This window comes from Blautia sp. AM28-27 (assembly GCF_003480905.1).
GTDB lineage: Bacteria > Bacillota > Clostridia > Lachnospirales > Lachnospiraceae > Fusicatenibacter > Fusicatenibacter saccharivorans.
Genome location: NZ_QUJK01000013.1, coordinates 63,532 through 76,177 on the forward strand (window position 1 = coordinate 63,532; position 12,646 = coordinate 76,177).

The window sequence follows — 12,646 nt, forward strand, 5'->3', positions numbered from 1 at the left end:
TTTTCGGCGTGCTTTTTGCACATCGTTTTAGCCTGAAAAATTATAGCCAAAAAGCAGTGCAGAAATTGCGATACGATTCTACGAATCCGTGAAAATCGAAAAACCTTTCACGCAACTTTTCAAATCGGCGTGAGAAATTTTCCTCGCATTTTTGGAGGCAATTCACAAACCGGAAAAAGTTATCGAAAACCGCTGGACAAATCGAAAAGAGGCAACTATAATGACCTCACAATCAAGTTGACCCAAACGAAACAGGAGGTGAGAGACAAAATGTCTTTGCAGCACTGTCTGGTACTGACAGTTGCGACAGGGGCGGTATGGATGGATTTAAGAACACGCAGAATTGCAAATGAATGGATTATCACCGCATGGATCGCCGGGCTGGTTACACAGCTCATCCGCTATGGCGCCGCGGGAGCGGGTATTTTTCTTTTTGGGATGCTTTTCCCGATACTCGCACTTTACATTCTGTTCTATTTTCATATGCTGGGCGCGGGAGATATCAAACTCCTATCCGCTGTTGGAGGCTTTCTCGGTGTGCCAGCGATCCTGAAATGTATGATTGTGTCGTTCCTGTCTGGAGCGGTCTTATCTATCGGAATTATTCTCGTCTGCGGAAATTTACCGCAGCGTCTTACCAAATTTTTCAATTATTTCCAAACTTATTTTACCAAAAGAAAATACCAGAAAAAAACAGAGCCGGTTCCCTATTACGATGGGAAGTGGGGCATGGAGTGTATCCATTTTTCCGTTCCCGTGCTGATGGGAGTGCTGCTCTGGATTGGGGGATTTTATTGAATACTGCAAAGAAAAAGAGTGTTTTTGCAGTCTGTGACACGGAAATGGAATATGCACGCAATTTTATGGAATATCTGAACCAGAAGAGAAATATTCCGTTCGAAGTGCATGCATTTTCCAGTGCGGAGATGTTTCTGGAGTTCGCAAAGAATAACGAAACAGAGATTCTTCTGATTTCGGATAAAGCGATGAAAGAAGAGATCCGCCGGTATCCGATTCGTCAGATTATCATTCTGTCTGAGGGCGTACACAGTCCGGTGCTGGATCAGTATCCGGCGGTCTACAAATACCAGTCGTCGGAAAAGGTGATCCGCGAGGTCATGGCGTGCTACGGCGTAGAAAACGGTGTCGATACATCGCCTGCACTGCTGCCGAAAAAGGAAATGCGTATTATCGGCATTTATTCGCCGGTCGGACGGACGCAGAAGACCTCGTTTGCCCTGACGATGGGGCAGATTCTGGCGAAGGAGCGGGCAGTGCTGTATCTCAATATGGAGAGCTATTCCGGATTTGAACGGCTGCTGGAATGCAGCTACGACAGGGGAATGAGCGATATTCTGTATTATGCGAGACAGGAAAATCAGGGCATCATCTACAAACTGGGCGGAATGGTCCAGTCAATGCAGAACCTGGATTATCTGCCGCCCGCCGCATCGCCGATGGACATTCAGACTGCAAAATATGAAGAATGGAAATGGCTGTTTCAGGAGATTGAGAAGAACAGCAGCTATGAAGTGCTGATTCTCGACCTCGGGGATGGCGTGGCGGATCTGTATCAGATTCTGGACTTTTGCAATGAAATTTACGTTCCGATAAGGAATGATGTGATTTCTGCGGCCAAAATGGAGCAGTTTGAAAATTTGCTGCGCCGGTGGGACTGCCAGTCGGTGCTGGACAAGATGCGGAAAATCCACGTTCCGTTCCACACGGCAAACCGGACGGGAAAAGCCTACTTTGAGGAGCTTGTCTGGAGCGAGCTGGGCGACTATGTGCGTCAGATTCTGCGGGACGGCAGAAGAGGAGAAGAAACATGACAATGCCGGAAATTCTGCGGAGAAAACTGATGGAGCGGATCGATATCGCATCCGAACCGGATGACGGAGAGGTTCTCGAAGAGATTGACCGTCTGATTTTAGGGGAAGAAGAAACACGGTATCTTCCGGTGGCACAGAAGGCGGAGCTGCGCAGACAGCTGTTCTACAGTGTGCGGAGGCTCGATGTCCTGCAGGAGCTGCTGGAAGATGCGGGAATTACCGAAATTATGGTAAACGGTTATCAACATATCTTCGTGGAACGGAACGGCAGAATCGAGAGATACGGCAAAAGCTTTACCTCCGCGGAAAAGCTGGAGGATGTGATTCAGCAGATTGTAGGCCGGTGCAACCGCGTGGTGAATGAACAGAATCCGATTGTGGATGCACGGCTGGAAAATGGAGACCGCGTCAACGTTGTCATGAAACCGGTCGCATTAAACGGACCGATTCTGACCATCCGCCGCTTTCCGGAGCAGGCGGTGACGATGGAATTTCTGGTCTCCATCGGGAGTATTACAAAAGAGGCGGCAGAGTTTCTGCAGGCCCTCGTCCGGACCCGCTACAGCATGATGATCGGCGGGGCGACCGGATCTGGCAAAACGACATTTCTGAATGTGCTTTCCGCCTACATTCCAAAGGGCGAGCGCATCATAACCATCGAAGACAATGCAGAGCTGCAGATCCAGGGTGTGGAGAATCTGGTGCGGCTGGAAGCAAAAGAGGCAAATCTGGAATCAGGAACAGAAATTACGATCCGCGATCTGATCCGCGCAGCTTTGCGTATGCGGCCGAACCGTGTAATTATCGGCGAAGTGCGCGGAGCGGAAACGTTTGAATTATTATCCGCACTCAATACCGGGCATGCGGGATCTTTGAGCACGGCACATGCAAACAGCGTGAAAGATATGATCTCCCGTCTGGAAACGATGGTACTGATGGGAGTGCAGCTCCCGTTGGAAGCAATCCGCCGCCAGATTGCATCGGGAATCGAAATTCTCGTGCATTTAGGACGCGGGGAGGATGGAAGCCGTCGGGTGGAGGAGATCGCAGAGATCACAGGGATGGAGGAGGACGAAATCAAAACGGTTTCTTTGTTTCGAAGAGAATATGGGAGAGGCCTGCAAAAGACAGGCGAACTGGTACACAGAGAAAAACTGGAGGGGAAAACAGGATGAGAATACGTGAGGGAAGCCAGGTAAAGACGGGCATGGCAGAGGAGAAGGAGACGAAGGGGATTGACTATCAGACCTGGGAATTTACCGGTCGGGAATATCTCGAAATAGCGGGAATCAGTCTTGGGATTGCCGCCGCTGTGAACCTGCTCTGTTACCGGGCGTGGTGGGCATGCATTGCTGTGGTTCCGGTTGGAATCGTATGTTTTCACACGTATCGGAAAAACCGGATTCAGAGACGGAAAGAGGAGCTGTACGACAGCTTCCGGGATCTGATTGCGTGGATGCACACGGCACTGCGTTCCGGCTATTCCATGGAAAATGCAGTGCTGGAGGCGGCAGGACAGCTGGAACAGTCGCTGGGAAAAGAAAACATTCTGGTACAGGAACTGCGCCGGATGCGTCATAAAATGATGATTTCCGTGCCGGTGGAACAACTGTTTCAGGATCTTGCGGTGCGAAGCCGCATTGACGATATTGCGACGTTTGCAAGTGTACTGGTGATTGCGAAGCGGACAGGAGGAAATGTCTGCGAGATCTTTCAGAATACGTGGGATATTTTCTGTACGAGAATTGACACGATGCGGGAAATCCGTGCGGGCGTTTCTTCCCGGCGGTTCGAGCAGAATATTATGAGTGTTGTGCCGTTTGGAATTCTGGGATATGTACAGCTTTCCTTTCCGGAATTCTTAAGTGTGATGTATGGGAATGTAATCGGGGTTTTCTTCATGAGCGGATGCCTTGCCGTGTATCTGGCGGCATGGGTGCTTGGAAAGAAGATTCTGGACATTGAATTTTAAGAAGCAATTGAAGTTTAAAAAGTAAGACTGCGAATCATAACGATTCGTCCGCAAAAAAGGGGAGGAATCAAATGTTGTGGATTTGTCTGACCGCATGGGCGGGGCTGTTCATCTGGTATTTCCGGATGAGAAAAAAGGCGGAAGATCACAAATTGGTGAGACGGATTTTCTGCCTTGCAGCGACAGGGTTTATAGCGGGCACTGCACTCTGCCTTCCGATCGGAGTGCGAAAAGTTTCAGGAGATGAAAAAGCGGAACTTCAACTGGAACGGGGTGCCTTAGGCAGCCAACCGACAGAGGAAAAACTTGAGGTTTCTGTTGGAAATCAGAAACCGGAAAGAATTACACTGTCTGTACCTGCAAGAGCTTACAGCGCAGAAGAGATAGAAGAGGCGTTCAGTGCGGCGATAGAGGCGCTGGATGAAATCATCTTAGGTGAGAATCTGTCTTTTCATACGGTAAACAGAAACATGGATCTGGTTACGGAAATACCGGGAAGCCCGGTGGCGCTTAGCTGGGAAACAGACAGGCCGTTGTTGATTGACAGCCGGGGTTTGCTGTCAGACGAGATTCCCGAAGAAGGAGTGGAGGTTACGCTGAAAGCGGAACTGGAACTTCAGGGGGAAACAACAGAATATATACGGAAGGTTCAGGTCTATCCACCGGAGATAAAAGGACGGGATGCGGTTCTTAGGGCACTGAAAAAAGCAGTGGAAAAAGAAAACGAAGCACATCCCGAAGAAACAGCCTATTATCTGCCGGAGACACTGAACGGAGAAACTGTAACATGGTCAAAAGTGCCGGATCTGACAGGTCTGGAACTTATGGCACTTGCCGCGGCGGCAGGAGCAGTCTGCTGGGCGGCAAAAGGAAAGGAACAAGAAAAAGAAAGGCAGAAAAGAGAAGAACAGATGCTGCGGGATTATCCCGAAATTGTCAGCAAAATGGTTCTTCTTCTGGGTGCTGGGCTTGGGATGCGGAAAGTACTCGAGCGGATTGCAGTGGATTACCGGAAAAATCTGGCGCTTGGCGGGCAGAAACGTTTTGCCTATGAAGAGATTGTATTTACCTGCCAGGAGATGGAAAACGGTGTTTCCGAGCAGGAAGCGTACCAGCGCATGGGAATGCGTATGGGAACCGGAGCGTATCGTTCCCTTGCTGTTCTGCTGACGCAGAATCTGAAAAAAGGCAGTAAAGGACTGCTGGAATTATTGAAACAGGAATCGCAGGAGGCCTTTGAGGAGAGAAGAAGGCAGGCGAAAACAACAGGAGAAAAGGCATCGACAAAGCTTCTTCTTCCGATGGGCATGATGCTTGCGGTTGTATTGGTCATACTCACGGTTCCGGCATTTTTGTCCTTTTATGCATAGGGGATGTTTTTATCCCCACAACAGCTGGTAAAGAGAGGGAGGTGGGAATTATGAAGCTGATATCGGAGTTCTGGAAAGAGGAAGATGCGGTGGGTGTTGTGGAAGTGATTCTGATTCTCGTTGTGCTGATCGGACTCGTACTAATCTTTAAAAAGCAGCTTGTGAGTCTGGTCAACAGTCTGATGGAGAAGGTCACAAACCAGAGCAACACCGTATAAACGGGAAAATGTCCAATACGGAACTCCAAAGAAAAATTTAGAAGCCGGTACGGACCTATATGTCATTTGCATATCTGTGTCTCGGTATATCCTTTATCCGATCCACGGCATCTAAAGTTCGAAAAAGTAAAAGTAAAGTGGAAGGAGCTGTATCCCATGAGGGAAACAGAAAGACAGAAAAGATGGGCAGCCGGAAGCATAACAGCATATTTGTGTCTCGTTCTGATACTGATGCTTTCCCTGATTTCCGGGACAATTGCGTCGGTGCGAAATGCCCATGCACGGGTGATGACGGCCTGCGCAATGGAACAGGGACTGTATTCTCTGTTTGCCGGGTATGACAGAACACTGCTGGGACAGTACGAGCTGTTTTTTTATAACGGCGGGGATAAGAGCGGTGTCTGGAAACCTGAAACCATGAGCAGAAAAGTCGCAGAAACTGCGGGAGAAGTTCTGTCCCCCACTGCATCGGGGATGGGAATTCTATCAGGCAGTTTATCTGGCGGACAGGTTACAGAAGTTTATCTCGGCGGCTATCGTCTTGCGACAGACGAGGAGGGAAGTGCTTTCTCCCGTCAGATCTGTGAGGCAATGAAAGCCAGCCTTGGAACTTATGGAATACAGCAGCTTTCCCAGAAATTAAGAGGAGAACAGGAAACCTTGAAACGTCAGGAGGACGGACAGAGCGGTTACGAGGAAGAGGAGGTTTTAAAACAGTATGAAGAATCCAAACAGCCAGAAGAGGGAACAGAAAAAACAGAAGGTGAAGGAGAATCTGGAAACGGCACGCCTTCGGAACCGGATCAGAAGCAGCCGGTACCGGAAGATTTTGTGAATCCGATTGAGGTCATTCAAAAAGTAATGAAAATGGGAATTTTAGGACTGGTCCTCCCGGAAGGGCAGGCACTGTCGCAGGGGGAAACGGGTGTATCGTTTCTTGCATCAAAACGGGAGCTGCAGAGCGGGTTTGGCATGGCAGAGTGTGGAAAAGAACTGAGCTTTGTGGATAAGATGCTTTCGTCCGAATATATTCTGTGGAAATTTCCGTGCTTTACCAGCAAGGAGAAGAAGGAAGGGCTGCAGTGCCAGGTGGAATATGTGCTCTGCGGAAAAAACAGTGACCAGGATAATCTGGCGGGAACCGTGAACCGTCTGCTGGCGCTGCGGGAGGCGGCAAATCTGGTGTATCTGGCGAAAGATGCGCAGAAGCAGGGCGAGATGGAAGCAATGGCGGGGGTAATTGCCGCGTCATTTGGAGTTCCGGCGGCGATGCCGGTTGTGAAAATGGCACTTGCCGTGTGCTGGGCATTTGCAGAAAGCATTCTGGATCTGCGGGAACTGCTGGATGGTGGAAAAGTAGCACTGTTCAAAACGGCAGAATCGTGGCAGCTTTCTCTGGAACAGCTTCCGAAACTGCTGGAAACAGGGGATCAGAGCAGAAAAAATGCACCGGGCGGCATGGAGTATTCCGATTATCTGCGGCTGCTTTTGATGCAGAAATCGGGAAAAGCGGTAACGTTTGGAGCGATGGATCTGGTGGAATACAATATGCGGACAGAACAGCAGCAGCCGGGTTTCCGACTGGATTGCTGTGTCGATGAACTGGAAGCCGGTTTTACGGCGGTAATTGGGAAACGAGAGTATGAGATTACGAGAAATTATGGATATGAGATGCAGGGAGCAGCCTGAAAAATGGGATGACTCCGGCAGGGATACAAAAGGGTGTTCTTCTGAACGGCACATTTATTTCTGGAACCTTATCAAAAAACTTATCCACTCTTCCGGGAATTTTTATAAATCCGGATCAGGAGAGCAGCCTTTTGTAAAACGAAAATGGAACAGGGCAAGCCTGACGGTGGAAGCTTCACTGGCACTTCCTGTCTTTCTGATCGCGGTTCTTGTGTTATTAAAAATCGTGGATCTTTACCGGCTGCATGGAATGCTGACGGTATCTCTGCAGGAGTCCGCGCGGTATCTTTCCGTCTGTGCCTACGCGGTGGATGAGACGGGAAAAGAAACGTATGAAATACCGGAAACGGCCGCGTGCATTGCTTATGCAGAAGCAAAGATTCCAAAAGAAATCCGCGAAAATGGAATGGTGACACTGGCAGGAAGCCGTGTGAAAAATGGATGGCTGGAACTGAAAGCGATTTACTGGCCGAAAATGGGAAACCGCCTCGTTCCGGTGCGGAACCGGGGAATTGCAGCGTGTGCGAAAGTGCATCTGTTCTGCGGAAAGACAGAAGAGGAGGCGGATGAAGAAGAGGGCGAAGCAAAACAGATGGTGTGGGTGACTGAGAACGGCAGTGTGTATCATACCGATTCGTCGTGCAGTCATATCAATCTTTCGATCCAGGTTTCCTCACCGGGTGCGCTTGCGTGGAAACGGAATCAGGATGGAGAAAAATATAAGGAATGCGAACAGTGCGTGGGAAATGGCGCTGCGGGTGCGGAAGTTTACTATACGAAATACGGAAACCGGTATCATAACAGTCTTTCCTGCAAAGGGCTGAAACGTAAAGTAAAACTTGTAGCACTGGAACAGACGGATGGACTGCCGCAGTGCTCGAAATGCGCGAAAAAGGCGGCGTAAGAAAGCCGGATATGAGCAGAGCAGGTGTCTTCTTTCCGGGTGAGACCGGAAAGAAGGACGGTAAACAGAAACTCGGGTTTGCGGAAAGGAGGAAAATATAAGTAACTAAATATATTGTCAAATGTGATATAACGTGTTTAAATATGTAAAAGGAGAATCATATTATGAACACATCAAATATCACAAACTACAAGCCGAAAGATTTTGCTGAACTGTTAGGGATATCTGTTAAAACGTTACAGCGTTGGGACAGAGAAGGAATTTTAAAAGCAAATCGAACTCCGACCGACAGGCGTTATTATACGTATGACCAATATCTTCAATTCAAAGGCATAAATATCGAAAATGATAAACGTCAGGCAGTTATTTATGCCAGAGTATCTACAAAAAATCAAAAAGACGATTTGCAAAACCAGGTCGCATTTTTGCGACAGTTTTGTAATGCCAGAGGAATCATTGTAGACCAATGTATCGAAGAGTATGGAAGTGGTCTTAATTACAACCGCAAAAAGTGGAATAAATTATTAGATGAAGTAATGGAACAGAAAGTAAAAACGATCATCATAACCCACAAAGACAGATTTATCCGATTCGGTTATGATTGGTTTGAAAAATTCTGTATGAAATTCAATACAACGATCGTGGTGGTAAACAATGAAGAATTATCACCACAGGAAGAACTTGTACAGGACATTGTTTCCATACTTCATGTGTTCTCCTGCAGATTGTATGGACTTCGTAAGTATAAAAAACAAATAGAGAGGGACGAGGAAATTGCTAAAGAGCTTCAAGACGGAAATCCATCCGACAGAAGAGCAGAAAGTCAGGATTCATAAAACAATAGGAACTTGTAGATTTATTTACAATTTCTATCTGGCCCATAACAAGGAACTTTATCAAAATGGCGAAAAATTCATGAGCAGCAGTAAATTCAGAGTCTGGCTGAATCATGAATATCTTCCACAATATCCAGAATATTTATGGATTAAGGAAGCATACTCAAAAGCAGTGACCCAGGCGGTAAATCATGGACAAACTGCATTTAAAAAATTCTTCGATCATGAAAGTGCTTTTCCGAAGTTCAAAAAGAAAGGCAGATCTGATGTGAAGATGTATTTCGTAAAGAATAATCCGAAAGATTGTCGCTGCGAGAGACACAGAGTTAACATCCCGTCGCTTGGATGGGTTCGCATCAAAGAAAAAGGATACATTCCTACGACGAAAGAAGGATATACCATAAAAAGCGGGCATGTTTCCATGAAAGCGGGCAGATATTATGTTTCGGCTCTTATAGAAATTCCTGACAACAAAACTGCTGATCCTTCTAACGAAGGAATCGGCATCGACCTGGGGCTAAAGGATTTTGCCATTGTTTCAAATGGTAAGACCTATAAGAATATCAACAAATCAGCAAGATTAAAGAAATTAGAAAAACGACTCGTTCGGGAACAGAGATGTCTCTCCCGAAAGTATGAAAATCTAAAGAAAGGAGAGTCCACTCAAAGAGCGAATATACAAAAACAAAAACTTAAGGTACAAAAACTTCATCATAAAATAGACAATATCCGTACGGATTACATCAATAAGACAATCGCAGAGATCGTAAAAACCAAACCATCTTATATAACGATTGAAGACTTAAATGTATCGGGGATGATGAAGAACAAACATCTTTCAAGAGCAGTTGCTTCGCAGAAGTTTTACGAATTCAGAATAAAACTGAAGGCGAAAAGCAAAGAAAATGGCATTGAACTTCGGGTTGCAGACAGATGGTATCCATCATCAAAAATCTGCCATTGTTGTGGAACGATCAAGAAAGATTTAAAACTTTCCGATAGAACATTTCGATGTCATTGTGGCTATGTCGAAGACAGGGATTTCAATGCGGCACTGAATCTGAGGGACGTAAAAACTTACAAGATTGCATAAGGAAGCAAATGTAAGTATGTACCGAAGGCTATTTCGGGAATTAACGACTGTGGAGTGTACATGGACCTACGAGTAGATATGATTTCGGTCAATCAAAAGTATACACACTGAAGCAGTAAGTAAGATTCGTGAGAACTTACATTATCTCGATGTGATAAGTATATTTAATCACATTTTGAGTGGCAGGCCGCGGCTGTGTATCAGGAAGAAGTAAAGAGTGCAATTATATTGCTGTATCTTGGGATTCTTGCCGGGATGGATGTGAGGAAACGGCAGATCAGCCTTGTCCTGACCGGTGTTTTATTCCTTGCAGGCATTGGATGGCAGATTCTGGTGGAACAGACATCGTGGCTGGAATGGCTGCTGTCCCTGCTGCCGGGAGCAGGATTTCTGACGCTCAGTTATATATCACGGGAACAGGTGGGATACGGGGACGGCCTTCTGCTTCTGACGGTTGGAATCTGGCTGGGATTTGGGCAGACGTTCGGCGTTCTGACGCTGGGACTCATTCTCTGTTCGGTACTCTGCGGAGTTCTTCTGATGCGGAAGAAAATACGGAAACAGGATTCTATACCGCTGGTGCCGTTTCTGCTGCTTGGATTTGTGGGGAGGTGCGGAATGCTTTGAAAGTGAAAATGAGAAAAGCAAGTATTACGGTAGAGGCAGTTCTGGTCGTGCCGCTTGTTCTGATGGTGATTTTTCTTCTGCTGTCGCTGACATTTTTTGTGCACGCACGGAGCTGGTATACATTTGCGGCATATGAAAGCACAATGCTTGCCGCCAGTGAAGGCCGCCTGTCTGTGGAAAAAGGAGAGGCAGCCGCCCAAAGCCGGATGGAATGGTGGATTTCCCAGATACCGCTTCCGGCTGAACCGGTGACCGTACAGACGGTGTGCAGAGAAAAAGAGATTCAGATAAAAGCAGAAGGAAACATTCTGCCAATCTGGAGCCGGAACGCGTGGGAATATTCGGTTTTGAGTGAAATCAGGAGAAACAATCCGGTGAAAACGATCCGGAAGATACGGGCAGTAAAACAGATCTGGAACCAGAAGTAAGGACGGAAGCGGAGAAATGCAGATTGATTATAAAAGAGATTTGAACCATACGTATGTTATTTTACAGGAGGAAAAAGAGCCGGACACGGCGTCGTATCAGATCCGTATGCTGCTGACAAACGCAATCCCAGGGCTTTTGGACTGCAAAATCGGGAAAATGGATGATAAAACATTGTTTTACTATGAGGTGACATCAAGGCAGTCACTTCAGAGTGTGTTTGAACAGCGCTCGATTGGGGCGGAGGCGCTGCGGAAACTGTTTGAACAGCTGCTGGATCTTCTCGAAGAACTGGGGCAGTACCTGCTTGCACCGGACGGCCTCGTTCTGCAGCCGGAGCTGGTTTTTGCAGATGCAAATCTGGAGAACTTTTCCTTCTGTTATCTGCCGGGAAAGCAGGGACACACAGGCTGTTTTCAGAAGCAGATCCGGGAGCTGATGGAATATCTGCTGCCGAAGCTGGATCACCAGGAGCAGGATGCGGTGGTACTCGGGTATGGACTGTATCGGGAGATTTCGGCGGAGATCTTTTCGGTTGAGATGATTCAGGCACTCTTATATCAGACAGGGAAAGAGAAGAAAGAAACGACGGAGCAGGAGGGAAAAGAGCGTCCCAGGGAAGAAAATCCGCCTGTACAGATGGAGGAAACACTTTGGGAAGAACAAGAAGTGGAAGCGGCGGAAAATTTTTTTGTGGAAGCGGAGGAAGAAAAGGATGAGGGACGCTGGAAAAATATTGTGGAAGCAGTGATCTGCATCGGATTTCTGGGAGGTGTGCTGGCACTGCGGTGGACACAGGCCGAAACTGTTTGGTATCTGGTGCTGGGAGGAGCGGCGGCTGTTGTGGGAATTGTAAGTCTGGCATTGGAACTTGCCAGCCGATGGAAAAAGCGGCAGTCGGGAACAGAAACAGGAAGCTATGGGAAGGCCGCAGGAATCCGGAAACAAGGAGAAACAGGAGATGTATTTTCGGAATATCAGAATCGGAAGGGCTTAAAACAGAAAGATGGAACATGGAATCCGCAAAGCGATACAGAACAGCAGGGATGGAGAAGGGATTCCTCAGTCGAAAAAGAGAAAACATGGGAAAAGAATGAAGAACAGGAAAACAGAAAGATGCACAGCCTGATGGAATTGGAGGGGCATGAAGAGGATCTGTTTGGAAAAACGGAACTGCTGACCAGCCCGGAGGATGAGGGAAGGGCATATCTGATTCCGATAGATCCGATTGATCTTCCGCTGATTCCGATTGAACGCGGAAGCACATTGATTGGAAAACTGTCAGCGGCGGCAGATGTAATTCTGCCATACCGTACGGTAAGCCGCCTTCACGCAAAGCTGGTCAGTACAGAAGAGGGAGATTATCTGCTGGATCTGAATTCGCGGAACGGAACAACGGTGAATGGCGTTCCATTGATGGGCGAGACAAAAAAGAAGCTGGAGGATGGAGACGATATCTCATTTGCCGGGAAGAAATACCGGTATAAGGCGGGAGAGAAAAACAGAAATTAGAGAAAAATGACGCATTACACTTTTTCGATTTGGAGAAAGTGCTGGATGCGTTATTTTTAATATGCCAGAATGATCGAAGAAAAAAGTTATGCGAATGAAACAAAAATATTATAGACTATAAATGAGCAAATCCAAAATATTGCACAAAAGAAAGACACCCTCTGTAG

The 12,646-nt window shown here is 47.2% G+C and carries 13 protein-coding genes; all 13 read left to right on the forward strand.

Going from position 1 to position 12,646, the window contains the following annotated elements; genetic code table 11:
• Positions 1-270 precede the first annotated feature (270 nt).
• The 13 genes from DW743_RS13995 (at position 271) to DW743_RS14055 (ending at position 12,479) form a co-directional block, all read left to right on the forward strand.
• Positions 271-798: an A24 family peptidase gene (locus DW743_RS13995; protein WP_022461951.1), complete on the forward strand. Its 528-nt coding sequence runs from the start codon at positions 271-273 to the stop codon at positions 796-798.
• Entirely contained in the window at positions 795-1,832 is a 1,038-nt protein-coding gene (locus tag DW743_RS14000) for a hypothetical protein (protein ID WP_226906364.1), read from the forward strand. Before DW743_RS13995 ends, DW743_RS14000 begins: the two co-directional genes overlap by 4 nt.
• Entirely contained in the window at positions 1,829-3,007 is a 1,179-nt protein-coding gene (locus tag DW743_RS14005; protein ID WP_117761919.1) for a CpaF family protein, read from the forward strand. The genes DW743_RS14000 and DW743_RS14005 overlap by 4 nt, the downstream gene beginning before the upstream one ends.
• Complete coding sequence (locus tag DW743_RS14010; protein ID WP_117761920.1) at positions 3,004-3,804, forward strand: type II secretion system F family protein; 801 nt, start codon at positions 3,004-3,006, stop codon at positions 3,802-3,804. Before DW743_RS14005 ends, DW743_RS14010 begins: the two co-directional genes overlap by 4 nt.
• A gap of 71 nt (positions 3,805-3,875) precedes the next feature.
• Positions 3,876-5,174: a type II secretion system F family protein gene (locus DW743_RS14015; protein ID WP_117761921.1), complete on the forward strand. Its 1,299-nt coding sequence runs from the start codon at positions 3,876-3,878 to the stop codon at positions 5,172-5,174.
• A gap of 50 nt (positions 5,175-5,224) precedes the next feature.
• On the forward strand, positions 5,225-5,392 hold the full coding sequence (locus DW743_RS14020; protein WP_022461946.1) for a Flp1 family type IVb pilin: 168 nt from the start codon (positions 5,225-5,227) through the stop codon (positions 5,390-5,392).
• Positions 5,393-5,548: 156 nt separating this feature from the next.
• Positions 5,549-7,081, forward strand: a complete 1,533-nt coding sequence (locus tag DW743_RS14025; RefSeq protein WP_117761922.1) for a DUF5702 domain-containing protein — start codon at positions 5,549-5,551, stop codon at positions 7,079-7,081.
• A gap of 166 nt (positions 7,082-7,247) precedes the next feature.
• The gene (locus DW743_RS14030; RefSeq protein ID WP_147326115.1) at positions 7,248-7,985 is read left to right on the forward strand and encodes a hypothetical protein; all 738 of its coding nucleotides are present in this window, start codon (positions 7,248-7,250) and stop codon (positions 7,983-7,985) included.
• 179 nt (positions 7,986-8,164) lie between these two features.
• Positions 8,165-8,821, forward strand: a complete 657-nt coding sequence (locus DW743_RS14035; RefSeq protein WP_172680768.1) for an IS607 family transposase — start codon at positions 8,165-8,167, stop codon at positions 8,819-8,821.
• Positions 8,760-9,914, forward strand: coding sequence for an RNA-guided endonuclease InsQ/TnpB family protein (locus DW743_RS14040; RefSeq protein WP_055265539.1), 1,155 nt, complete (start codon positions 8,760-8,762; stop codon positions 9,912-9,914). Before DW743_RS14035 ends, DW743_RS14040 begins: the two co-directional genes overlap by 62 nt.
• A 195-nt stretch (positions 9,915-10,109) precedes the next feature.
• Positions 10,110-10,541 carry a prepilin peptidase gene (locus DW743_RS14045; RefSeq protein WP_022461943.1) on the forward strand — a complete coding sequence of 144 codons (432 nt, stop codon included), beginning with the start codon at positions 10,110-10,112 and terminating at the stop codon, positions 10,539-10,541.
• Positions 10,542-10,543: 2 nt separating this feature from the next.
• A complete protein-coding gene (locus tag DW743_RS14050; RefSeq protein ID WP_243004587.1) occupies positions 10,544-10,969 on the forward strand; it encodes a TadE/TadG family type IV pilus assembly protein in 426 nt (141 codons plus the stop codon).
• A 16-nt stretch (positions 10,970-10,985) separates the two neighbouring features.
• Positions 10,986-12,479 (forward strand): DUF6382 domain-containing protein, encoded by a 1,494-nt coding sequence (locus tag DW743_RS14055; RefSeq protein ID WP_117761925.1) that lies wholly within the window; start codon positions 10,986-10,988, stop codon positions 12,477-12,479.
• Positions 12,480-12,646: the final 167 nt, after the last annotated feature.

Coding starts and splice junctions, on each gene's coding strand:
- DW743_RS14020 (WP_022461946.1), top strand. CDS start 5,225: ATGAAGCTGATATCGGAGTTCTGGAAAGAGGAAGATGCGGTGGGTGTT.
- DW743_RS13995 (WP_022461951.1), top strand. CDS start 271: ATGTCTTTGCAGCACTGTCTGGTACTGACAGTTGCGACAGGGGCGGTA.
- DW743_RS14055 (WP_117761925.1), top strand. CDS start 10,986: ATGCAGATTGATTATAAAAGAGATTTGAACCATACGTATGTTATTTTA.
- DW743_RS14015 (WP_117761921.1), top strand. CDS start 3,876: ATGTTGTGGATTTGTCTGACCGCATGGGCGGGGCTGTTCATCTGGTAT.
- DW743_RS14010 (WP_117761920.1), top strand. CDS start 3,004: ATGAGAATACGTGAGGGAAGCCAGGTAAAGACGGGCATGGCAGAGGAG.
- DW743_RS14005 (WP_117761919.1), top strand. CDS start 1,829: ATGACAATGCCGGAAATTCTGCGGAGAAAACTGATGGAGCGGATCGAT.
- DW743_RS14025 (WP_117761922.1), top strand. CDS start 5,549: ATGAGGGAAACAGAAAGACAGAAAAGATGGGCAGCCGGAAGCATAACA.